Annotated in this window: 15 protein-coding genes; 10 read left to right on the forward strand and 5 right to left on the reverse strand. The window is 68.5% G+C overall.

The genetic code is table 11. The features are described 5' to 3' along the window. Positions 1 to 28 precede the first annotated feature (28 nt). On the reverse strand, positions 29 to 1741 hold the full coding sequence (locus K8625_RS21935; RefSeq protein WP_223783789.1) for an Ig-like domain-containing protein: 1713 nt from the start codon (positions 1739 to 1741) through the stop codon (positions 29 to 31). 403 nt (positions 1742 to 2144) lie between these two features. Here K8625_RS21935 and K8625_RS21940 point away from each other — a divergent pair, with 403 nt between their 5' ends. From K8625_RS21940 to K8625_RS21980, 9 genes are all read left to right on the forward strand, one after another. Beyond that, entirely contained in the window at positions 2145 to 3149 is a 1005-nt protein-coding gene (locus tag K8625_RS21940) for an SDR family oxidoreductase (RefSeq protein WP_223783790.1), read from the forward strand. Positions 3150 to 3229: 80 nt separating this feature from the next. After that, complete coding sequence (locus K8625_RS21945) at positions 3230 to 4237, forward strand: diacylglycerol kinase family protein (protein WP_223783791.1); 1008 nt, start codon at positions 3230 to 3232, stop codon at positions 4235 to 4237. Positions 4238 to 4294: 57 nt separating this feature from the next. Next, entirely contained in the window at positions 4295 to 4984 is a 690-nt protein-coding gene (locus tag K8625_RS21950) for an NUDIX domain-containing protein (RefSeq protein ID WP_141332218.1), read from the forward strand. A 162-nt stretch (positions 4985 to 5146) separates the two neighbouring features. Beyond that, positions 5147 to 5953: a protein phosphatase 2C domain-containing protein gene (locus tag K8625_RS21955; RefSeq protein WP_223783792.1), complete on the forward strand. Its 807-nt coding sequence runs from the start codon at positions 5147 to 5149 to the stop codon at positions 5951 to 5953. Between the two features lie 4 nt (positions 5954 to 5957). Further along, positions 5958 to 7829 carry a hypothetical protein gene (locus K8625_RS21960; RefSeq protein WP_223783793.1) on the forward strand — a complete coding sequence of 624 codons (1872 nt, stop codon included), beginning with the start codon at positions 5958 to 5960 and terminating at the stop codon, positions 7827 to 7829. Positions 7830 to 7866: 37 nt separating this feature from the next. Next, complete coding sequence (locus K8625_RS21965; protein WP_223783794.1) at positions 7867 to 8931, forward strand: nicotinamidase; 1065 nt, start codon at positions 7867 to 7869, stop codon at positions 8929 to 8931. 99 nt (positions 8932 to 9030) lie between these two features. Beyond that, positions 9031 to 9834: a hypothetical protein gene (locus K8625_RS21970; RefSeq protein WP_046716976.1), complete on the forward strand. Its 804-nt coding sequence runs from the start codon at positions 9031 to 9033 to the stop codon at positions 9832 to 9834. 87 nt (positions 9835 to 9921) lie between these two features. Continuing rightward, positions 9922 to 10467 (forward strand): nucleotidyltransferase family protein, encoded by a 546-nt coding sequence (locus K8625_RS21975; RefSeq protein WP_141332214.1) that lies wholly within the window; start codon positions 9922 to 9924, stop codon positions 10465 to 10467. Next, positions 10464 to 10739, forward strand: coding sequence for a hypothetical protein (locus tag K8625_RS21980; RefSeq protein WP_141332213.1), 276 nt, complete (start codon positions 10464 to 10466; stop codon positions 10737 to 10739). Before K8625_RS21975 ends, K8625_RS21980 begins: the two co-directional genes overlap by 4 nt. Before the next feature lie 48 nt (positions 10740 to 10787). Here the strand turns inward: K8625_RS21980 and K8625_RS21985 are convergent, their stop codons facing one another. From K8625_RS21985 to K8625_RS21995, 3 genes are all read right to left on the reverse strand, one after another. After that, a complete protein-coding gene (locus K8625_RS21985; protein ID WP_223783795.1) occupies positions 10788 to 13532 on the reverse strand; it encodes a CARDB domain-containing protein in 2745 nt (914 codons plus the stop codon). Positions 13533 to 13683: 151 nt separating this feature from the next. After that, a complete protein-coding gene (locus tag K8625_RS21990) occupies positions 13684 to 17106 on the reverse strand; it encodes a MopE-related protein (protein WP_223783796.1) in 3423 nt (1140 codons plus the stop codon). 603 nt (positions 17107 to 17709) lie between these two features. After that, a complete protein-coding gene (locus K8625_RS21995; RefSeq protein WP_223783797.1) occupies positions 17710 to 21267 on the reverse strand; it encodes a MopE-related protein in 3558 nt (1185 codons plus the stop codon). A 421-nt stretch (positions 21268 to 21688) separates the two neighbouring features. Between K8625_RS21995 and K8625_RS22000 the strand changes: the two genes are divergently transcribed. After that, positions 21689 to 22879 (forward strand): glycosyltransferase, encoded by a 1191-nt coding sequence (locus tag K8625_RS22000; protein ID WP_223750454.1) that lies wholly within the window; start codon positions 21689 to 21691, stop codon positions 22877 to 22879. Here the strand turns inward: K8625_RS22000 and K8625_RS22005 are convergent. After that, positions 22851 to 24110, reverse strand: a complete 1260-nt coding sequence (locus K8625_RS22005; protein ID WP_223783798.1) for a glycosyltransferase family 4 protein — start codon at positions 24108 to 24110, stop codon at positions 22851 to 22853. The genes K8625_RS22000 and K8625_RS22005 overlap by 29 nt on opposite strands. Positions 24111 to 24189 lie beyond the last annotated feature (79 nt).

Genomic DNA, 24189 nt, shown 5'->3' on the forward strand with positions numbered 1-24189 from the left:
TGCCGAACGCGATGACGAGTTTTGAAAACTATCGATTGAAGCGACGCACGCGCATCCGGGTTCCCGTTCCAGTGCTTTCCTGCCAGGAGAGGATGATTTCGCCAAGCTTCATGCTTTGAAGCGAATGGAAACTGGTGAGGGGCGCGCCGTCATTCGCCAAAGAGCTGTCGTCGAGGGACTCCCACTGCTGTCCGGTCCAACGGGCTGCGTGCAATCGGTGCTTCGGGGAACTGTGGCCGGTCCAGGCGATAAATGGGGTTCCAGATGCATCTGTTTGGAGTGCCGGGGCCATCATGGTCAGATCCCCTGACAGAGGCATTGTCGCGGGCCCCAGGAGCGTCCAGGCGGAGTCATGCCATCTGGAGGTGGTCACTGCTTCGTGACCATCGCCTGCAGTGTAGAGCCACGAGAGAATGGGAGTATCTGAGGGGCCAATGGCCAGAGAGACATACGGATCTTGGTTGAGTATCTCGAGATCCTCTTGAAAAAGAGGCTCCCATACGTCGTTGTGCAACTGGCCTGCATGGACGGCGTAGATGTTGAATGGGTTTTTTGCGATCCAGGCCATCGTGGGGATGTTGTTGCTCGCATATTTGAGGATGGGGGGATAGTAAGCCTCCTTCGTTTGCTCTTGAATGTTGAAGCAGGCACCTTGGATGTACCAATTGCCTGCACTCCACTCGGCAGCGCAGATGGTTGAGTTTCCGGAGGCATCTCGTTCTGCCCAGGTGATGGCTGGACGACCCGACGCAGTCCATGTGAGGTATGGTGCGGTCTTGTAGATCTTGGCGTCGTCCTCTTCGATACTTGATATCCCCATCGGGCTCCAATTTGTCCCGGTCCATTGGGAAGCGTGGATGCGCGCGCTGTATGGGCTTTGGTTGTGCTCCTGCATCCAGGCAACTATCGGATGGCCCTCTGAATTGAGAATGAGTGAGGCCTTGGAAATGCCTGAGATGGTTGAGGAAGCCACTCCTGATGAGCCATAGTCTATCCACTCGCCATTCGCAAAACGCCTGACACGAAGATAGCTGTATGAAGATCTTGTGTCGTGCCATGTTGCAATCAGGTTGCCGGTGGAGTCGAAGGCGTAGCTCCCCATTGTTTCGGCGCTGGAGAAAGACGTGCGCGCCCCATCCCCAGTCCCCCACGGAATCCAGAACGGAACCACCCAATCCCAGCCACGTGACTCGGGCACCAGACTGTTCCCCGCGAGGTCCACCACGGACTCCGTGAGCACCAGTCGAACCGGATTCGACGGCGCATAACCCTCGCCCGGGGACACCGTCAGCGTCTTCCCATCCCCCGACAGACCCACGGTCCGGGACACTTCCGAGTCACCCACCGTGAGCCGGATCGTGGTGCTCGTCACCGTGTCCACCCTCATCGGCTCCGAGAACTCCGCCTGGATGGGCGCCTTCACCCAGACCATCTGTGCGCCTGGCTCCGGTGTCCGCGTCACCAGCCTCGGCGGCGTCCGGTCCACCACCACTTCCCGCGACTCCCCCTCGAACACCGTCTCCCCGAACACCGTCCGGGTCCGCAGCGTGTGCTCCCCCTCCGCCTCCACCGTGGTGTCCCACGCATACACGTACGGAGGCTCCAGCACCGCGAGCACCTCTCCGTCCCGGAGCAGCTCCAGCCGGTCCGGGACATTCCCCGCGACCTCCAGCCGGACCTCCAGGACGCCATTCGTATGGGCCACTCCCGCAGGCGCGACGATGCGCACCTCACTGTTCACGGGAGTGATTGCCGGCACCTCGATACAGGCCGGCGAGGACAGAAGGACAGCAGCCACCCAGGGCAGCAGGACAGGTCTTGGAGTGCGCATCACGAGACGTCGGTGCAGGCCCCATTCCGTTGCCCACAGGACAGTCCTCCGCACATAGCAGCCCTGCCTCACCCCCTTCAAACCCCCTGCTTTCAACTGCTTACCCTCGACTCCCTCCACCTGTGCCCCGGGTGGAATCCACACGGACCCGTCCCGCGCCGGGACCCCCGGTCCGGACGAGGAAACCGCTCCGCCGCCCGCCCTCCTGGGGAGCCCCACGGGGCACGGGGCGCCGCCCGCCTCCATCCCCATCTTGGTCCAAGGGGTCCGTCGCCACGGCCGCGACCACTCACCCACGGGAGACTTCGCACCCATGAAGCGTGCCTGGAAGAACCGCGTCGTCGTCATCACCGGAGCGTCCAGTGGCATCGGCCGCGCCACCGCCCTCGCCCTCGCCAAGAAGGGCGCCCACCTGGTCCTCGCCGCCCGCCGCGAAGACCCGCTCGAGGACCTCGCCCATGAGTGCGAAGCCCGGGGCGTCCGCGCCGTCGCCGTCCCCACCGACGTCTCCGACGCCACCTCCGTCCAGGCCCTCGCCCAGGAGGCCGTGCGAGCCTTCGGCCGCTTCGACGCGTGGATCAACAACGCCGGCGTCTACCTCATGGGCAGCCTGGAGGAGACCCCCGACGACGCCTTCCGCCAGCTCATGGAGACCAACTTCTTCGGCACCGTCAGCGGCACCCGCGCCGCCGTCACCCAGTTCCGCCGCCAGGGCTACGGCACCCTCGTCAACGTCTCCTCGTCCTTCGGCGCCGTCACCGCCCCCTACGTCAGCGCCTACGTCGCCTCCAAGCACGCCGTGCGCGGCTTCACCGCCTCCGTCCGCCAGGAACTGCTCGACACCGGCATCCACGTCTGCACCGTCATGCCCGCCGCCATCGACACGCCCCTGTGGCACCACACCGCCAACTACACCGGCTGGCGCGTGCGCCCCGTCGAGCCCGTCTACACCCCCGAGCGCGTCGCCCGGAGCATCCTCCTCGTCTTGCGAAAGCCTCGCGCCGAGGTCCTCGTCGGCCCCGCCGCCCGCGCCTTCGCCGCCATGCACGGCCTGATGCCTCGCACCTTCGAGCGCACCATGAACGGCGCCACCGAGGCCCATCACTTCGAGGACGAGCGCCAGGGCGCCACCGCCGGCAGCCTCTTCCGCCCCATGCCCGAGGGCACCGCGGCGTCCGGCGGCTACCACTCGAAGGGCAAGCAAGCCCTGCGCCGCCTCCTCTTCGCGGGGGGCGTGGTCGCCACGGCCGCCTGGCTGGGGAGGAGGGAAGCCCGAGGGCGGCTCGGCGCACGTGTCGCCCACGCACTGGGCGTGTGAGACACACATTGTCGTCACGGGGCGAGTCCCTCGCGTCCCGTGACCGGGCCATGACACGGCCCGGGGAAAGTCCGGCCGCCATGACCGACATCGCCGTCCTCGTCAACTTGCGCGCACGCCGTGGCTCCGAGGGAGTCGGCGGCCTGGTGCAGCGCTTCCTCCCCCGTGCCCGCGTGGCGCTCACCCGCTCGCTCGACGAGGCCCGTCACTGGATTTCCGACCAGCTCCGGCCCAACCCGCCCTCGCTCCTCCTGGCCGGCGGCGGCGATGGCACCATCACCGGGCTGCTCAACGAGCTGCGCGCGGCGGGCGTGGCGCTGCCCGCCATCGGCGTGCTGCCCATGGGCACCGGCAACGCCTGGGCCCGGGTCACCGGCGCCCCGAAGCCCTCCGTGGCGCTCAAGCAGATCGCCGCGATGAAGAACGACCTGCCGCCCTTGCGGCCCTTCTCGCTGGTCCGCGTGGACGGCAAGGTGGCTCCGTTCGCGGGCACCGGCTGGGACGCGGAGATGATTCAGGACTTCAAGGATCAGCTCGCGGCCTCCGGCCCCCTGCGCAGCCAGCAGGCGGGTCTGCGCGGCTACCTCACCGCGATGTTCACCCGGACGGTGCCCCGGCACATGTTCGGCGGCGGCAACCCCCGCGTGTCCGTCTACAACATGGGCGACGCGGCGCTCACCGTGGACGCGAAGGGCCACGTGGTCCCCGTGCCCAACAGCGAGAAGGGCGCGCTCCTGTACGAGGGCCCGGCGGGCGTGGCCGGCGCCGCCACGACGCCCGAGTGGGGCTTCGGCTTCAAGGCCTTCCCCTTCGCCCAGAAGGTGCCGCACCGGCTCTCCGTGCGCGTGTACGGCGCGGGCGTGCTGGAGGCCACGCGCAACATGTTCAAGCTGTGGCGCGGCGAGCACCCGCTGCCGCACATGAACGACTGGTTCGTGCAGAAGCTGCGCATGGACTTCGACCGCGAGGTGCCCTTCCAGATGGGCGGCGACGTCATCGGTCTGCGGCGCTCGGTGGAGTTCGACCTGGCCGAGGAGAGCGTGCAGCTGGTCGACTGGCACAAGCTGTCGCGCATGGTGAAGGCCTGAGCCTCCCGCCGGCGGCGCGTTGACTCGGGTGTGCTCCGGACACTATGCCCGGTGTCCGTGAGCCACACCTACGAGTACCCGAGACCGGCGTTGACGGTGGACTGTGTCGTCTTCGGCCTGGATGACGACGACCTGAAGGTGCTGCTCATCCAGCGCGGCGTGGAGCCCTTCCAGGGACGCTGGGCCCTGCCCGGCGGCTTCGTGCGCATGGACGAGTCGCTGGACGAGGCGGCCCGGCGAGAGCTCGAGGAGGAGTCCGGCATCCGCCCCGGGCACCTGGAGCAGCTCTTCACGTTCGGCGCGCCGGAGCGGGACCCTCGGGGTCGCGTCGTCACGGTGGCGTACTTCGCCCTGGTGAAGCTCAGCGCGCACACCCTGCGCGCGGCCACGGATGCGCGCGAGGCGGCGTGGTTCTCCGTCTGGGACACGCCCAAGCTGGCGTTCGACCACGCGGACATCCTCAACACCGCGCTCCAGCGCCTCAAGGGCAAGGTGCGCTACCAGCCCATCGGCTTCGAGCTGTTGCCGCCCAAGTTCACCCTCACCCAGCTCCAGCGCCTGTACGAAATCGTCCTGGAGCGCGAGCTCGACAAGCGCAACTTCCGCAAGAAGATACTCGCCATGGACCTGCTCGAGGAGCTGGACGAGGTGGAGCAGGACGTCTCCCACCGCGCCGCTCGCCTCTACCGGTTCGACCACAAGAAGTACCGGCAGCTGGAGAAGGCCGGCTTCAACTTCGAGCTCTGAGCCCCCTGGACGGCCCCTCCCCGGAGGGCGAGACGCGCTCGCGTTGACATCGTGTAGTTTCGACACTATGTTGGTGTCGTAGATACACGAACAGGGGCCATGAGGCTCCGCGAGTCCACGTCCGTGTCTGCCATTGCCCGCGTCGCGGGCCAGGGGAGAGCCATGTCCTCGTTGCCCTTCGAAGTCGCCGCGGGCTCGGTGCTCGGCCGGGAGCATGCTCGGGCGGGCCGCAACAACCAGGATGCGTGGTGTGTGCGGACGAGCGAGCACGGGCTGGTGGCGGTGGTGGCGGACGGGTGTGGCAGTCAGCCGTGCAGCGAGCTGGGGGCGCAGCTGGGGGTGCGCCGGGTGGCACAGGCGGCGCTGACGCGGTTGGCGGAGGACGAGCGTGTGGATGAATCCGGGTTCCTGCCCGGCCTGCGAGAGGACGTGTTGTGTCTGCTCAGCGAGCTTCGGGGGGAGCTCGGTCGCGACACACTGGGGGACTTCCTCTTCACGGTGGTGGGCGCGGTGATGACGCCCTCTCACACGCTCGTCTTCTCCGCGGGGGATGGGGTGTGGGCCCTCAACGGCGAGGTGCATGCGCTGGGGCCCTTCCAGAACAACGCGCCGCCGTATCTGGCGTATGCCTTGTCGCGCGGCGAGGAGGACACGCCGCTCGTGCGTCAGGCGCTGGTGCCCACGGAGGACGTGCACGCGCTCCTGCTCGGCACGGACGGCGTGGCGGACCTGGCGAAGCTCGCGGACGTGGTGATGCCTTCGGGGGACGAGCGGGTGGGGCCGCTGTCGCGCCTGTGGACGGAGGCGCGCTACTTCGAGAACCCGGATGCGCTCCGGCGCAGGCTCGCGATGCTCAACCGCGAGTCGGTCCGCGCGGACTTCGATGCACGCCGGCTCGTGCGCACGCCGGGGTTGCTCCCGGACGACACGACGCTGGTGGTGCTGCGCCGTCGCATGGGGAGGGCGTGAGGCCATGGACGTCTGGCTCGAGGGGAAGAAGGTGCGGTTGGACCCCGCCAGGGCGATTGGCAAGGGCGGCGAGGCGGACGTGTTCGACCTGGGGGACGGCCGCGCGCTCAAGGTCTTCAAGCCGCCCGAGCACCCGGACTACACGGGGCTCGCGGTGGAGCAGGAGGCCGCGCGGGCCCGCATCGACGAGCACCAGCGCAAGCTGCGCGTGTTCCCCACGGGGCTGCCCGGGCGCGTGGTGGTGCCGCAGGCGCTGGCCACGGACAAGAAGGAGCGCACGGTGCTGGGGTACGCCATGCGCAAGCTGGACGGCGTGGAGTCGCTGCGGCGCTTCGGTGAGCCCTCGTTCCGTCGCGCGGGCGCCACCTCGGCGCGCGCGGTGGAGGTGCTGCGCTCGCTGCACCACACGCTCGCTGGAGTCCACGCGGCGGGCGTGGTGGTGGGGGACTTCAACGACCTCAACGTGCTCGTCACGGGCGCGGCGGACGCGCACCTCATCGACGCGGACAGCTTCCAGTTCGGAGGGTTCCTGTGCGCGCTGTTCACCGAGCGCTTCGTGGACCCGGTGCGGTTGAACGGGAAGAGCCTGGTGCCCACGCGCCCGGCGTCGAGTGAGAGTGATTGGTACGGCTTCACCGTGGCGGCGATGCAGTCACTCTTGTGCGTGGGGCCGCATGGCGGCGTGCACCGACCGAAGTCCCCGTCCGCGCGCACGACGACCGCGGGGCGGCTGCTCCAGCGCATCACCGTCTTCCATCAGGAGGTGCAGTACCCGAAGCCCGCGCTGCCGATGCGGACGCTCCCGGATGACGTGCTCCACCACCTCCACCGCGTCTTCGTGGAGGACCTGCGCGGCGCCTTCCCGCTGCCGCTGCTGGAGGGGCTGCGCTTCACGCAGTGCGCGTCGTGTGGTGTCGAGCACGCCCGGCGCGCCTGTCCCACGTGTCAGCCGAACGCGGTGGCGCAGACCACGTCCGTCACCTCGGCGCGAGGTCAGGTGACGGCCACGCGCCTGTTCGCCACGCGCGGAGTCCTGGTGCACGCGAGCGTGGAGGACGGTGTCCCGCGCTGGCTCTACCACGCGGATGGCGCCTATCGCCGAGGGGACGGCCGTGTGGTGATGCGAGGACCGCTGGACCCCTCGCTGCACTGGGCGCTCCAGGGGGACGTGACGCTGGTGGGGCGGGACGGCGTGGTGGCGGTGATGGGGCCGCTGGGCGAGCGGGAGCGGTTGGGGGTGGACGCTCCCGAGGGACGCCCGGCCTTCGCGGCCAACGCGAGACATCGCTACTGGGCGGTGGGGGGCGGACTGTGGCGGGACGGCGTGCACGGGCCGGAGCGCATCGGCGATGTGCTGGAAGGGCAGACGCGGTTGTTCGTGGGACCTCGCTTCGGGCTGGGGTTCCATCGCGCGGGTGGACTCCGAGGCGCGTTCGTCTTCGACGCCGAGCGTCTGGGACTGCGCGACGGGCTGACGCTGCCGTGGCCGTCGGGGCAGCTCGTGGACGCGGACTGTCTCTTCGACGGGTCGCTGGCGTGGTTGTTCCTCGCCGAGCAGACGCAGGGGCGCACGGTGCATCACTGCGTGGTGCTCGGCTCGGATGGCGCGGTGCGGGCGCAGGCGGTGGCCGAGGCGAATGATGGCTCGTGGCTGGGCGGCGCGCTCGGGACGGGACGGTGCGCGGTGGGCGAGGCGCTGTTCTGCGCCACGGACGCAGGGCTGACCCGTGTGGAGCTGCGACAGGGGCGCCTGGAGGCCGTGCGGGACTTTCCCGACGCGGAGCCCTTCGTGGACGCGGGAGCCCGGCTCCTGCTGACGCGTCAGGGATTGGTCGTGGTGGGGCGACAGGAACTCACCGCGCTGCGGATGGCTTGAGCCGGGTGGATGTCTTTACATGACAGGGGGTCGTGCGATGAGGAAGCAAGTGAAGGAGCTGCCGGTACCTGGGTTCTATCGGGCGGAGCACGCGGGGAGGTACAGCTACGGGCCGGACGCGGGGAAGCTGCAGATGGAGGCGGGCACCTGGCGCAGCGCGAACGGTGTCACCGCGGCCGCGTCGGATGGATTCAACCTGCACCTGCTGCTCATCGACGTGCAGAAGGACTTCTGCTTCCCGGAGGGCTCGCTCTACGTCGCGGGGCGCAGCGGGCGCGGCGCCGTGGAGGACAGCCGCCGCATCGCCGAGTTCATCTACAAGAACCTGGGCACGCTCACGAACGTGACGGCGACGCTCGACACCCACTTCGCGTACCAGATCTTCTTCCCGTCCTTCTGGGTGGACCAGGATGACCAGCCGCTGACGCCGTACCGCGAGGTGACTCGCGAGCAGATTGAGCGAGGACAGGCGAAGCCGAACCCGGCGATGGCGAAGTGGCTGTGCGGTGGCAACTACCCGTGGCTGCTCAAGCAGGTGAAGTACTACTGCGAGGAGCTGGAGCGCGCGGGCAAGTACACGCTGTACCTGTGGCCGCCGCACTGCCTGCTCGGTGGGGACGGGCACGCGCTGGCGGGGGTGGTGCAGGAGGCGCGGCTGTTCCACTCGTACGTGCGCGGCATGCAGTCCTGGGCGGAGGTGAAGGGCGGCAATCCGCTGACGGAGAACTACTCGGTGCTGCGTCCGGAGGTGATGAGCCGGCATGACGGACAGCCGCTGGCGCAGCGCAACACCCAGTTCCTCAAGACGCTGCTGACGGCGGACGCGGTGGTGATTGGCGGACAGGCCGCGAGCCACTGCGTGAAGAGCTCCATCGACGACCTGCTCGGCGAAATCGTGGCGCAGGACGCGGCGCTGGCTCGCAAGGTGTACCTGCTGACGGACTGCATGTCGGCGGTGACGGTGCCGGACGGGAAGGGTGGTTTCGCGGCGGACTTCACGCCGCAGGCGGATGCGGCGCTCAAGCGCTTCGCGGACGCGGGCATGCACCTGGTGCGGTCCACGGACCCGCTGGCGAGCTGGCCGGACCTGCGCATCGGCTGAGCCGCGGTGGTGTCGTGAGTTCGATGACCGCGCCTGTCTCAGGTGGGGCGGGGCGGCGGAGCCATGCCCTCGCGATGAGGGAGAAAGAGAGAGCAGGACATGAGCAGGACGACGAGTGGAGGCCCCCGGACGGCCACGCAGCTCTTCGAGGATGCGCACGCCGAAGGGGTGCTGAGCCCCGCGGGACTGCAGGCGCTGACGGTGGTGGACCTGGGCGCGCAAATCCAGGCGGGCCTGGGCGTGCGGGTGGAGGACGTGCAGGCCAGCGAGGTGGTGCTGGTGACGGTGATGCCGGACGACTCGGGGAGCATCTCCACGTCGGGGCACACGAAGACGGTGTGTGACGGGCACAACCTGGTGCTCGACTCGCTCCTGGCGAGCAAGCAGAAGGACGGCGTGCTCTTCCACACGCGCTACCTGAACGGCCAGGTGCTCAATCCCTACCGGCCGCTGGAGGACGTGGTGCGGATGCACTCGGGCAACTACCGCGCGGACCAGGGGACGCCGCTGTATGACCAGGCGGTGGTGTTGCTGGGGACGGTGCTGGCGAAGTCCCAGGAGTTCAGCGCGAACGGCGTGCCGGTGCGCACGGTGACGCTGTTGATTACGGACGGCGCGGACATGCACTCGAGCCGCGCGCAGGCGAAGGACGTGGCGGCGGTGGTGAAGGACCTGCGGCGGGCGGAGAACCACATCGTCGCGGCGATGGGCATCGACGACGGGAGCACGAACTTCCGGCGCGTGTTCCAGCAGATGGGCATCGAGGACGCGTGGATTCTCACGCCGGGCCAGTCCGAGCGGGAGATTCGCTCGGCCTTCCAGGTGTTCAGCCAGTCCGCGGTGAAGGTGAGCCAGGGCGGCGCGAGCTTCAGCCGCACGGCCCTGGGTGGCTTCGGGCGGTGAGGCTTGGAGTGGAGGTGGGGCCTGCCAGCCCTGCGGGCTGGCGGGTCAAGACGGGCCGACGGCGACTGAACGCGCTATCTTCCGCGCGTGGACGATTACCTCAAGGTCCTCCTCCTGGTGGGGAGCAGGCTGGAGCAGGCAGGCATCCCGTACATGCTGAGTGGCTCCACGGCCATGAACTTCTACGCGCGTCCTCGCATGACTCGCGATGTGGACATCGTCGTCGAACTGGAGGCTCCGAAGGTTCCAGTCCTTCTCTCGCTGTTCCAGGCCGACTTCTCCATCGATGAAGAGGAGATTCGCGAGGCGCTGTCACACCAGTCGCTCTTCAACCTCATCCACTTCGAAACGGTCGTGAAGGTCGACTGTGTCATCCGTAAGAGGTCGGCGTATCGACAGGAGGAGTTTCGCAGGCGGCGAACAGTCGAGCTCCAGGGACAGCGCATCTGGATTGTCTCGCCTGAGGACCTGGTACTCTCGAAGCTTTACTGGGCGCGGGACAGTCTGTCCGAGATGCAGATGGGAGATGTGCGGAACATCGTGGATGCTACGTCCTCGATGGACTGGGCCTATCTGATGCACTGGGCTCGGGACCTGGGAATCGAGTCCTTGTTGGAGACGGTGAAGCCATGAAGGACACCCTGCCTCGTGCCGAGGCTCTCGTTCGCTCGCTGCTCCTGCGCAAGTCAGGGGAAGAGCGTCTCGTGATGGGGGCCGACATGTTCTCCGCCGCGCGTGCGCTGGTCTCAGCCTCGCTACGGGAGCAGGGGCTGACGATGGGTTCCGCCGAGTGGAAGCTCGGGCTCCTCGACCGGACCTACGGCGCGGAGATCTCGCCCGCCCATCGGCGTCGCTTGTTGGAGCGATGGCGTGCCGAGGCGACGCCTGGCTCCACCTCGACATGAGCCGCCCGGGGGCGAAGTCGCGCTCCGGACGGCTCGGGTCCTCGTGCTTCAGTGCACGCGGGCGCGCGGCAGGTTGGAGGGCGCCAGGCCCACCGACTTGAGGCCCGTGGTGGGCGCGCACACCAGCGCCTTCAGGTCCTCGGCGCGGCGCGTGAGGTCGTCGAACGTGCGAATCGACTTCGTCACCGGGTCCGTCACCGTGGTGCCTCGCAGATAAGGTGACAGCGTGGACGTCCTGCCCGAGGCCCGCGCGGACACGTGGACGAACTCCGTCTGCGTCTCACCCGCGTGACACCCGCTGCACGTGTTGAGCGAGAACTTGTGCCGCACCTCGTTCGACACGTTCGGCGCGCGCCAGAAGAAGTCCAGCGGCACCAGCGAGTGCGCCCCCAGGAACGGGATGCCCCCCATGCTGTCGGGCACCGTGTGCCGCTCCTCCAGCACCGCCGCCGAGTTCTCCGTCAGGTAGCTGGCCAGCATCTGCGTGTTCTCGAAGTGGTTCGCCGGCGTGAGCTTCATCGTCGTCGGCATCAGCCCCAGGGGTGACAGCACGAACTCGCGCAGCTCCCACGGCTCCTCCAGCTCGATTTCGTTGGTGCGAATCTGGTTCAGCGCGCTGCCCTGGTGCCGACCCGTCATCACCCCCGCCTTCACGAAGCGGTCCGTGAGCGCCTGCAGCTTCGCGTTGTAGCCCGCGTTGCCCACCTTCACCGCGCCCAGCGCATGCCAGTCCGAGGCCCAGCGCTGGATGGCCTCGGGCGTGGTGCCCGGCAGCGCGTACTCCAGGATGACGGTGAACTCGAGCGGCTCGCCGTTGGGCGCCACCACGCCGTAGATGAAGCGCCCCTCGCCCGCCGTCACCCCCTGCTCGCGCAGGTCGATGCGGTTGACGATGGCCAGCAGCCGGAACGGCGCCGAGTTGAAGTCCAGCGGCTTCGACGGCCCGCCGCTGCGCGTCTCCCACGGCCCCAGCACCTTCGTCTGCATCTCCGGACGCGGCGGAATCGTCAGCCCGTTCACGTGCTGCTTCTCCAGCCACGTCTTCAGCCACGCGCGCACCAGCTCGGACGGGTCCTGTCCGCCGTTCAGCTCGCGCATCACCGTGCCGAAGTGCCACGCGCCTCCCGGCGCCGTGCGCACCGGGTCCTCCACCACGGACAGGTGGGTGATCATCAGCTCGCTCGGTTTGTCGATGGTGCACGTGTTGGTGGGCTGGCACACCGTGCGCGACTCGCAGCCGTTGGACGCCTTGCCGTCACAGTCGTAGTAGCCCGGCACGCAGGTCTGTCCGCACGTCGCCGCCACGCAGACGCCGTCCGCGTAGGGACCGTCCTGGCACGAGTTGCCGCACGTGCCGCAGTGATTGGGGTTCGCCGTGAGGTCCACCTCGCAGCCGTTGGACGAGCGGCCGTCACAGTCCGCCGTGCCGGGCGGGCAGCGCAGCTCGTACGCGGGACCCTCGGCGCACGTGGACACGTTGCCGCACGCGTCCTTCGCCGCCAGGAACACGCGGTGGCTGCCACCGGGACCGAACGGGGCCACCGTGCTGAAGCGCCCCTGCGCGTCCGCCTGCACCGTGCGCGTGGGCGTGCCCGTGCAGGCCACGTCGACGAAGATGCCCACCGTGGCGTGCGGCTCCGCGGTGCCCGTGATGACGAGCTGCTGGCCATCGTTCAGGTACTGCCACTTCACGTCCGTCACGCGCGGCGGCTCGGGCGGCTCTCCGTCATGCTGGTACTCGAGCGGGTTGGAGCAGGTGGACGCGGAGTCGTAGCCACCCGCGGCTGTCGCCCGGGCGGACACCGTCACCTTCGCGTTCTTCGCCACGCTCACCTGGGCGTAGAACAGGCCGATGTCGTCAGTCGTCACCGTCTTCTCCACCGGGCCCTGACAGTTGGCGGTGCGGAAGACCTCCACCGTGACGCGCGGCTCGGCGCGACCGTGGAAGACGGGCTGCAGGCTCCCGCCCGGGGACGTGGGCGAGGTGCTCAGCAGCACCGGCGCCATCCGGGGCGTGCCCGGGCCGTAGGGGTAGTCGACGGCGGGGCTGCACTGGGAGCCGTTGCCGACGGCGTCGTAGGCGCGCGCGGAGTAGCGGGCGCCCGGGCCGTTGGGGACGGAGACGGGGACCTCGCAGTAGTTGCCCGCGTTGGCCACGGTGGAGCCGACCTCGGCCCCGGTGCAGCCGGGGCCCTGGTACACGCGGACCGTGGCGCCGGCCTCGGTGTGGAGGGTGAGGGCGCGGGTGGAGCCGGTGCCCGCCTGGGCCCAGGTGGGCGCGGGGGTGGGCGGCGGCGTGCGGTCCACGAACACCGCGTTGCCGAGGCGCATGTTGTTGCCCTCGCTGTCCTCGGTGACCAGGCCATCCGGGTCCACGCGGGCGCTGAGGAAGTAGTCGCCTTCGGGGATGGCGCGGGCGCTGACGGACGCGGAGACCTCGCGACATTCGCCGGCGCGCAGGGAGAAGCGGGGGCTTGCGCCCAGGTGGAACTCGGAGGCGCCAGGGGCGGAGGAGGCGGTGAGGAAGAAGGCCGCGTCCGTCATGCCGGAGCCCGCGCCGTCGTTGCACAGGCGCGCCTGGACGCGCTGCTCACCCGTCCCCAGGGCGGAGGGGCCTGAGACGAGCTCCACCCGGAAGTCGGGGGCGCTCGGCTGGGGCCTGGGGTTGCTGGGGTCGGGCCTGGGCTCGCTGGGGTCGTCGTCCCAGTCGGGCGGGTCGTCCAGCCCGGACTCGACGATGCAGCCCGCGAGTGTCCCCGCGAGCGCGATTGCCCACCACGGGCGCGCGTGCATGTGTGGAATGCCTCCGGAGGAGCCTGTAGGGGTCCGGCCCTGGGGTAGGGGTGGATCCTCCGTGCCCCTGGACGGGGGCTCGCGGGAATTATTCACGCAACGGCGTCAGGAGGGTGCGTCCTCCTGACGCCGTTCCGTGTGGTCGTGGGGCCTACTGGACTTCTTCGCTCACGTACTCACTCGGCATGAAGGGGTCGCACTTGACCATCGTCGAGACTCCATGGGCCGAGGAGAACTCCGGTGGCTCTGGGCAAGGGGAGCCGCAGTTCTCGTTGACCTGTCCAGAGCAGTTGTTGTCGATGCCGTCCCAGCAGATCTCCATCCGTCCCGGATGGATGGCTGAGTTGTTGTCGTTGCAGTCCGTGGCGTTCGCGACGTAGCCGGCGAATGGGCCGCAGCTCTTCGTGGACACGCTCGGGTTGCCGTAACCATCGCCGTCCGCATCGCGGTACAGCGTGGGCACCGTCAGACCTTCGTCGACGGAGCCATTGCAGTTGTTGTCCATGTAGTCGCAGACCTCCGTGGCTCCCGGATGGATGGTCGCGAAGCCATCATGGCAGTCGGTGCCATTGGCCACGTAGCCGGCAGGGGGGGAGCAGGCCTGGGTGGTGCTCGTCGGGTACCCGTAGCCGTCGCCATCCGTGTCCCGGTACCAGGTGCGCATCGCGCCCTCGTCCACCGAGCCATTGCAGTTGTTGTCCAGGCCATCGCAAGACTCGGTGGCTCCAGGACGGACGTTGGACGCACCATCGTTGCAGTCCGTGGCGTTGCCCACGTAGCCCGAGGGCTGCCGACAGCTCGACGTGGACACGCTGGAGTTGCCGTATCCATCTGCATCCGCGTCGCGGTACCAGGTGTACGTCGTGAGGCCTTCGTCGACACCGCCCGCGCAGTTGTTGTCCACACCGTCGCAGACCTCGGTGGCGCCCGGGTGGATGGCCGCGCTGCCGTCGTTGCAGTCGGTGGCGTTCGTCGCGTAGCCGGAGGGCCGCGAGCAGGCCTGGGTGCTGCTTGACGCGTTGCCGTAGCCGTCTCCATCCACGTCCCGATAGAAGGTGGAGGTAACACCTTCGTCCACGGAGCCGTTGCAGTTGTTGTCCACGCTGTCGCAGGTCTCCGTGGCGCCAGGGCGGATGCCGGAGTTGCTGTCGCTGCAGTCGGAGGCGTTGCTCACGTAGCCCGAGGGCTGGCGGCAGTTCTGCGTGGAGACGCTGGCGTTGCCGTAGCTGTCGCCGTCCGCGTCGCGGTACCAGGTCTGCGTCGCGAGGCCCTCATCGGCGCCGCCCGCGCAGTTGTTGTCGATGCCGTCGCAGACCTCGGTGGCACCCGGGTGAATGGCCGCGCTGCCATCGTTGCAGTCCGTCGAGTTCCCCACGTAGCCCGAGGGCGCCGCGCAGGCCTGGGTCGACTGGCTCGCGCTCCCGTAGCCGTCGCCATCCGCGTCCCGGTGGTACGTGCCCAGCAGCCCCTCGTCCGTCAGCGCGTTGCAGTTGTTGTCCACGCCGTCACAGACCTCGGCTGCGCCGGGCTTGATGGATGCGCTGCCGTCGTTGCAGTCACCCGACACCGCGACGTAGCCCGCGGGCTGCCGGCAATCGCTCACCGTGTCGCTCGCGACGCCGAAGCCGTCACCGTCCGCGTCCCGGTACCACGTCTGCCGCGTCAGGCTCTCGTCCACCTGGCCATCGCAGTCGTTGTCCAGGCCGTCGCAGACCTCGGGGGCCGCGGGGTTGAAGGTGGCTCGCGTGTCGTCGCAGTCACCTGCCTGGGCCGCGTGGCTCGCCGGACGCACGCAGGCCTGCACGGATTGCGAGGCCACTCCGTAGTTGTCGTGGTCCAGGTCCTGGTACCAGGTCGAGAACGTCAGGCCGTCATCCGGCTGGCCGTTGCAGTCGTTGTCGCGGCCGTCGCAGACCTCGGCGGTGGGGCCGTACTTCTGCACGCACTCGACGAGGCCGTGCGTGCAGTAGGTCACGCCTTCACCGCAGACCCCCACGCCACCCGTGGCGCACGCCTGGAGCCCACCCGGGTTGCCTTCGTCCACCTCTCCGTCACAGTCGTTGTCCAGGCTGTCGCACTGCTCCGTGGACGCGGTCTGGTTCTGCGTGCACACCAGGCTGCCCTGCGTGCAAGATGTCGTCCCTTTTGCGCAGACGCCAAGCAGGCCCGTGACGCACTCGTCGCCGCCGCCCGGGTCTCCCTCGTCAGCCACTGTGTCGCAGTTGTCGTCGACGCCGTTGCATGCCTCAAGCGCGCCCGGGTACGTGGTCGGATTGAAGTCGTCGCAGTCGGTGTCCTCGACATAGCCGTAGGGAGCCTCACAGGCCTCGGCGCTGAAGAACTCGTCGCCGAAGCCGTCCATGTCGCCGTCGAAGTAGTAGGTGTTGAGGACCAACGTCGTCACGGGTGAGGACGTCGGTGTCGTGACGTAGGTGCCCGTGCCGAGTTGTCCCTGACCATTGTTGCCCCAGGTCCACACCGGGCAGCCCGGGCGCACCGCCACCGCATGGTGGTAGCCCGTGGAGATGGCCATCACGTCCTGGAGTCCGAGTACGTCGACAGGTGCTCCACTCGTGCCACCCGGGGCACCGTGCCCGAGCTGTCCCGAGGCGTTGAGGCCCCACGCCTTCACGTGGCCATTCCCCATGATGACCAGGGAGAAGGCGTGACCCGCGCTGATATGCGTCGCGGCGAACACGCCCGAGACGGCGGAGGGCTGCAGCACCGGCGTGGTGCTCGTCGTCCCGGTGCCGACCTGGCCCGAGGAGTTCTGGCCCCAGCCCCAGACGTTGCCGAACTGCTCGTCGATGGCGAGCGAGTGCGCCGCGCCCGCCGCGATGGCCGTGATGCCAGACAGGGTGGCCATCATCGCGGGAGTCAGGACGGTGCCTCCGGCCGTACCGGTGCCGACCTGCCCGAAGTCGTTCCGTCCCCAGCCCCACACCTTGCCATCCGCATCCAGCGCGAGCGCGTGGTTGTGACCCGCGGCGATGGCCCGGATGGTGGGAAGGCTGTTCACCTGTCGAGGCGTGGCCTCCGCGGTGCTGAGCGCGCCCGTGCCCACCTGTCCGGAGGCATTCTGCCCCCAGGCCCAGACGCGGCCGTCCTGGCCCAGCGCGAGCGAGAAGTTCCCGTTCGCCGAGATGGCCTGGATGCTGGACAGCCCGCTTACGCGAGCGGGGGTGTTCACCAGTCCGCCCGTGGTGCCGAGGCCCACCTGGCCGAAGTCGTTCTTGCCCCAGGTCCAGACATTCCCATCCACATCGAGCGCGAGCGAGTGCGTCTGTCCCGCGGCGATGGCCTTGATGGGAGGCAGACCCACGGGCTTCGTGGGGCTCGCCACCGGCGTGGAGTTGATGCTGCCGGTGCCGAGCTGTCCGACGAGGTTCTGTCCCCAGGCGAAGACCTCGCCGTTCTTCTGCAGGAACAATGAGTGGTAGGCACCTGCCGCCACGGCCCGGTTCACCTTTACCTGGGCGGACAGCTTCTTCTGGGTCGTGGTCGTCTCCAACCCGTCGTCAGAGATGGGCTCCGGCTCGCCGCAGGAGAGCAGGGCCAGGAGGAGGGGAATCACGTAGTGCGTGCGAGGTGCGGCTGACCTCGGCTGACAGGGGTATCTCAAGCTGCGCTCCAAGGATTCCTCCGGCGACCGGCCTCTCGAGCGCGGAGGAGTGGGGGACGAGCTCCCGTCGAAGATGTGGGGCGGTGATGGCGCCGGACGCGGTGAGATCCCGAGTCTCAATCCGGTAGGAATTGAGTCGTGGACCGAGATCAGGGGAGCGAGGCGAGACCATGGTGTGAATGGTTCGACAGGTGTGTCAAATCCGTTCATCTGGCTCTGTGCGTCGTGGCCGCTGGATGACGAGTGGCGAGCCATTCTGCAACTCAAGCATCGCGAGGTTTTGAGAGGCTGGATTGACCCTGACTGGGTAGATTCCGGCCCAGGACAGGCTCACCTCGCACTGGCGTTTGTCCTGCCTCCAGCCAGGGGTGAGCACCGGCCACATCTCTTGTCCCTTCGACGTGTTTCCGCCTTCGTCCCATGGCTGTCAGGCTCACTCCCGCAGTGCGACGCCTGTCCGCCTGGACTGATGCACGAAGGCGTCAGGGAGGCTTTTTCTAAACCTCCCCGACGCTCATATGCCTGTGGACGTTCTACCCAGGCGTTGGTGTCGACTCAGCGCAGTTTAGGACCGTCGCATTGAGGGAGCAGTGAGGCATCGCCGGACTCGACGAGGTCCTCAATGACAGGCCCGCAAGGGCCGACGCAGTGTTCGTTTTGAGTGCCGGAGCAGTTGTTGTCGATGCCATCCCAGCAGATCTCCGGTTTGCCTGGGTTGACGAGCCCGTTGGTGTCGTTGCAGTCCGTGGCGTTCGATACATAGCCGGCAGGATTGCCACAGCTCTGCGTGGACACACCTGCGTTACCGTATCCATCGCCGTCCGCGTCTCGGTACCAGATGGGCACTGTCACTCCCTCATCCACGGAGCCGTTGCAGTTGTTGTCCGCGCCGTCACAGGCCTCGGATGCCCCAGGGCTGACGCTCGCATCGCTGTCGTTGCAGTCGCTGGCGTTCGTCACATAGCCGGAGGGCCGCGAGCAGGCCTGGGTGCTGCTTGACGCGTTGCCGTAGCCGTCTCCATCCACGTCCCGATAGAAGGTGGAGGTAACGCCTTCGTCCACGGAGCCATTGCAGTTGTTGTCCACACCGTCGCAGAACTCCGCGGCACCCGGGCGGATGCCGGAGCTGCCGTCATTGCAGTCGGAGGCGTTGCTCACATAGCCCGAGGGCTGCCGGCAGTTCTGCGTGGAGGCGCTCGCGTTGCCGTAGCTGTCGCCATCCGCGTCGCGGTACCAGGTCTGCGTCGTGAGGCCCTCGTCGGCGCCACCTGCGCAGTTGTTGTCCACGCCGTCGCAGACCTCGGAAGCGCCTGGATGGATGGACCCGCTGCCGTCGTTGCAGTCGGTGGCGTTCGCCACGTAGCCGGAGGGCTTCGAGCACGCCTGGGTGGAGCTCGACGCGTTCCCGTACCCGTCGCCGTCCGCGTCTCGGTACCAGGTTGATTGGACCCCTTCGTCGACGGAGCCATTGCAGTTGTTGTCCACGCCATCACACGTCTCGGAGGCGCCGGGACGGATGTTGGGGTTCGCGTCCTGGCAGTCCGAGGCGTTGCTCACGTACCCCGACGGCTGTCGGCAGTACTGCGTGGCGTTGTTCGCGTCGCCGAACCCATCGGCGTCCGCGTCCCGGTACCAGGTCTGGGTCGTGAGGCCCTCGTCGACTCCTCCCGCGCAGTTGTTGTCCACGCCGTCGCAGATCTCGGTGGCGCCCGGGTGCGTCGTCGGGTTGGAGTCATCGCAGTCCGAAGCGCTCGCCACGTAGCCCGTGGGCTGACGGCAGCTCCGCGTCGACAGGGTCGACCGACCATATCCATCCCCGTCTCCGTCCAGGAACCACTCCTGCGTGGGGACTCCCTCGTCGGCGCCTCCCGCGCAGTTGTTGTCGACACCGTCGCAGACTTCCGCAGCTCCCGGGTGGATGGACGCATCCGTGTCCAGGCAGTCCGAGGCGTTCGTGACGTAGCCCGTGGGCGCCGCGCACGCCTGCGTCGACTGGCTCGCGCTGCCGTAGCCATCGCCATCCGCGTCCCGGTAGTACGTGCCCAGCACGCCTTCATCCGTCAGGGAGTCGCAGTCGTTGTCCGCGCCGTCGCAGACCTCCGCGGCTCCAGGCTTGATGGAGGCGTTGCCGTCGTTGCAGTCGCCCGCCACGGCCGCATAGCCCGCGGGCTGCCGGCAGTCGCTCACCGTGTCGCTCGCGACGCCGAAGCCGTCACCGTCCGCATCGCGGTACCACGTCTGTCGCGTCAGGCCCTCGTCCACCTGGCCATCACAGTTGTTGTCCACGCCGTCGCAGGACTCGGGCGCGCCGGGGTTGAAAGCAGCCCGCGTGTCGTCGCAGTCACCCGCCTGGGCCGCGTGGTTCACCGGGCGCGCACAGGCCTGCATCGACTGCGAGGCGACACCGTAGTCGTCGTGGTCCTGGTCCAGGTACCACGTCGCGAACGTCAGCCCGTCGTCCGTCTGGCCGTTGCAGTCGTTGTCGCGGTTGTCGCAGGTCTCCGCGGACGGGGCGTACTTCTGCACGCACTCCAGGGCGCCGTGGGTGCAGTACCTGACGCCCTCGCCGCACACGCCGACGCCGCCCGTCTCGCACGCGACGAGTCCGCCCGGGTTGCCGTCGTCCACCTCTCCGTCACAGTCGTTGTCCAGGCCGTCGCACTGCTCGTCCGATGCGGCCTGGTTCTGCTCGCACACCACGAGGCCCTGCGTGCAGGCCGTGGTGCCCTTCGCGCAGACACCGAGCGCGCCCGTGGCGCACTCGTCGCCGCCACTCGGGTTGCCCTCGTCGACCTCACTGTCGCAGTTGTCGTCGATGCTGTTGCACGTCTCCGGCGCGCCTGGGTACGTGGTCGACGTGAAGTCGTCACAGTCGATGTCCTCCACGAAGCCATCCACCGGGGCACAGGCCTCCATGGACACATACTCGTCGCCGAAGCCGTCCATGTCGCTGTCGTAGTAGTAGGTGTTGAGGATGAGCGTCGTCACGGGCGCGGAGGTCGCCGTGGTCGTGTACGCACCCGTGCCGAGCTGCCCCTGGCTGTTGTTGCCCCACGTCCACACCGGGCAGCCCGGACGCACCGCCAACGCATGGTGGTAGCCCGCGGCGATGGCCGTGACGTCCGTGAGTCCCACGGCATCCACGGGAGCTCCGCTCGTACCTCCCGGGGCGCCATGCCCGAGCTGGCCGGAGGCGTTGAGACCCCACGCCTTCACCACGCCATTGCCCATGATGATCATCGAGAAGGCAAGACCCGCGCGCACGTGCGTCGCGGCGAACACGCCCGGGACGGCCGTGGGCGCGAGCACCGGTGTGGTGCTCGTCGTCCCGGTGCCGACCTGCCCGGAGGAGTTCTGCCCCCAGGCCCAGACGTTGCCGAACTGCTCATCGATGGCGAGCGAGTGCGCTGCTCCCGCCGCGATGGCCTTGGCCCGAGGCAGCGTCGTCACCACCGTGGGCACGAGCACCATGGCGGGCGAGGTGCTCCCCGTGCCGAGCTGCCCGAAGTCGTTCTTGCCCCACGCCCACACCTTGCCGTCCGCATCCAGCGCGAGCGCGTGGTTGTGACCCGCCGCGATGGCGCGGATGGTGGGCAGGCTGTTCACCTGGCGGGGCGTGGACTCCGCGGTGCTGACCGCGCCCTTGCCCACCTGCCCGGAGGCGTTCTGTCCCCAGGCCCAGACGCGGCCGTCCTGCCCCAGCGCGAGGGAGAAATTCCCGTTCGCCGAGATGGCCTGGATACCCGACAGCCCACTCACGCGCGTGGCGGCGTTCACCAATCCACCCGTGGTGCCGAGGCCCACCTGGCCGAAGTCGTTCTTGCCCCAGGCCCAGACATTCCCATCCACATCGAGCGCGAGCGAGTGCGTCTGTCCCGCGGCGATGGCCTTGCTGGGAGGCAGACCCACGGGCTTCGTGGGGCTCGCCACCGGCGTGGTGCTGGTGTTGCCCGTCCCCAGCTGTCCGACGGAGTTCTGTCCCCAGGCGAAGACCTCGCCGTTCTTCTGCAGGAACAGGGAGTGGTAGGCACCGGCCGCCACGGCCCGGTCCACCTTCACCTGGGCGGACAGCTTCTTCTGGGTCGTGGTCGTCTCCGACCCATTGTCAGACATGGGCTCCGGCTCGCCGCAGGACAGCAGGGCCAGGAGGAGGGGAATCACGGAGTGGATGCGAGGTACGAATGACCTCGGCTGACAGGGGTGTCTCAAGCTGCGCTCCAAGGATTTTCTCCGGCGACCGGCCTCTCGTGCGCGGAGGAGTGGGGACGAACTCCCGTCGAAGGATGTGGGGCGGTGATGACACCCGGTTGCGGTGAGGGAGCGCGTCCCAACCCGGCTGGGATTGAGTCACGGACCGCGAGCCGGGGGGAGTGAGGGCGAAGTCATGGTGTGAGTGATTCGCCAGGGGTGTCCAATCAATTCGTCTGGCTTTGTGCGTCGTGATGACCGGTTGTTGTGTGGTGAGTGATGGCTCGACCGGGGCTCGTGAGATTCCACGAGGGTGAAGCAGCCCCAGCCGGGTAGATTCATCCCCATGGCTGGCTCACCTCGTGTCCTTCTCCTCGCTGAACGCTTCCCGCCTGATATCGGTGGTCTTGCTCGCAGCGGTGCCCGCACCGCGGGAGCCCTGGCTCGACTCGGGGCTCGGGTGGAGGTGCTCGCCTGGACCCGCACGGCGGCCCCCGGCGCGTTGAGCACACTGGACGATGCGGGCGAGGTGACGCCGTTGGCTCGCGGTGTCACGTTGCATCGGCTGGGGCTCTTCGGCAGCAGCGACCTGTCCATGCAACACACGCTGGACGTGCTCGGGTATCTGCACTCGCGTCGACGCTATGACCTGGTCTGGGGGCACTACCTGTCCCCTCCAGGGTTCCTCGCCGTGGTGTTCGCCGCGTCTGTCGGCATCGCCTCCACCGTGAGCGCTCGCGGCAATGACGTGGACCAGCACATGTTCCCGCCCGGGGACTTCGCTCGCCTGCTGTGGACGCTCCAGCGCGCGGATGTGCTCACCGCGGCCTCCGCCGACCTGGGCCGGAAGATGAGCATGCTGCTGGGCAAGGACGGCCGCGTGGAGGTCATCCCCAACGCCGTCGACACCGAGATGTTCTCACCCGGCCCCGCGGAGGTCTCGCTGCGCGCGCGGCTTGGCATCGCTCCGGATGAAGCGGTGCTCGGTTTCTCCGGTGAGCTGCGTCACAAGAAGGGGCTGCCGTTCCTGCTCGCCGCGCTCTCGGAGGTGCGGCGCACCCGGCCCGCGTGTCTGCTCGTCATTGGTGAGGTGCGGCCTCGGGATGCCGAGCACCTGGTCGCCTTCCGCGCCGAGCACCCCGAGGACGGGGCTCGCATCCTCGTCTCCGGCGCGCTCGAGACGCCTGAGTCCATCGCCGCGCACCTTCGCCTGTGCGACGTGTATCTCCAGCCGTCCCTGTGGGAAGGAATGCCGAACGCGCTGCTGGAGGCGATGTCCTGCGGCCTGCCTGTCATCGCCAGTGACGCGGGCGGCATCCCCGAGGCCGTGGACCATCAGCGCAACGGTTTCATCGTCTCCAAGGCCCTGCTCAATCACCTCGGGCAGGCTTGTCTCGACGTGCTGTCGCTGTCCTCGGAGCACCGCGCCGCCATCGGTGCCGCCGCGCGCCGTCGCATCCTCGAGCGCTTCCAGTCCGAGGCCGAGGCGGAGGTGCTGCGCCGGGTCCTCACTCGCGCTGTTCCTCGCGTGGGGTGACGTCCGGGGCCTTGCGCGTCATCCCGAGCCCTGTCTCGTACGCGCTCACCAGCGCCTCACGGGCCTTCGCCCAGCTGAAGTCGCGCTCCACGCGGGCCCTCGCCCTGTGGCTCAGTGACGGACCCAGCTCCGCGTTCGCGCACAGGTCCTTCACCGCCTCCACGATGGCCTTCGGCGAGCCCGGCCTCACGAGCAGCACCTCGTCCGGCCCCGCCAGCGTCCTCACCACCGGCAGGTTCGACGCGATGACCGGGGTCCCCGAGGCCATCGCCTCCAGCAACTTCAGCGGACAACACCCCTGCACGCAGTTGCGGTCATTCACCGGCAACGGCACCAGCACCGCGTCACAGGCATGATGCAACGCCGCCAGCTCCGCCTGGGGCAGGGGCTCCCGCAGCTCCACCGCCCCCTCCAGGAGCAGGTCCCCACACCGGTCCATCATCACCTTGCGCTGGTGCTTGCGCAGCGGCCCCACCAACGTCAGCACCGCGGGCATCTGCTCGCGCAGGAGCCGCAGCGCCTCGATGGCGTGATGCACTCCCTGCCACGACGTCATCGTCCCGCTGTACAGCAGCCGCACCGGCTGCCCCGGTACTCGAATCCTCGGCGGCGCGTGGCGGAACACCTCCAGCTCGACACCATTCGGAATCACCTGCACCTTCGACGCCCGCGCGCCGCGCTTCACCAGGTACTCCGCCGTCACCTCGCTGGGCGTCACGAGCAGGTCCGCGCTCGCGATACACGCGTCCTCCTGCGCGACGAGCTTGAGCATCAGCTCCGCGTCGTCCGCCACGTCCGGGTGGTGGTACTTCAGCTCGATGGACGGCAGCCCGTTCACCTCGAACACCAGCGCGTCCGTCAGCGCGGCCTTCCGCGTCGCCACCGGATAGCCCTCGAAGATGGAGCGCACGTGGACCACCCGCGCCCTCGGCCGGTTCCTCCACCACGCCGCCAGGTGCGTGCGGAACGACAGCGCCTGCGCCACCAGGTCCCGCCCTCTCGCCTCCAGGGGGTGGTACGTCACACCCTCGACCAGGGGCCTCGGCTCCGCGCTGGCCGTGGGGCCGTCCCGGAGCGCCAGCAGGTCCACCCCTCCGAAAGCCGCCCCCAGCGCCTCCACGAAGGCCCGGATGTGCACGGCTGCTCCCTTGGGGGCCGGGAAACGGTCGAACGATGCGTAGACGATGCCGGACGCGGAGGCCACGTCATGCGTGCTATCGCGCCTGGCCATCCCGGCCAACCTCCTCGTTTGCCCCGCCCCCTGCCGACCCATACACTCAGCGCCTCCGTACCGTGGCTCCGAGGGGGAG

The sequence above is a fragment of the Myxococcus sp. AS-1-15 genome (assembly GCF_020037055.1).
Classification (GTDB): Bacteria; Myxococcota; Myxococcia; order Myxococcales; family Myxococcaceae; genus Myxococcus; species Myxococcus fulvus.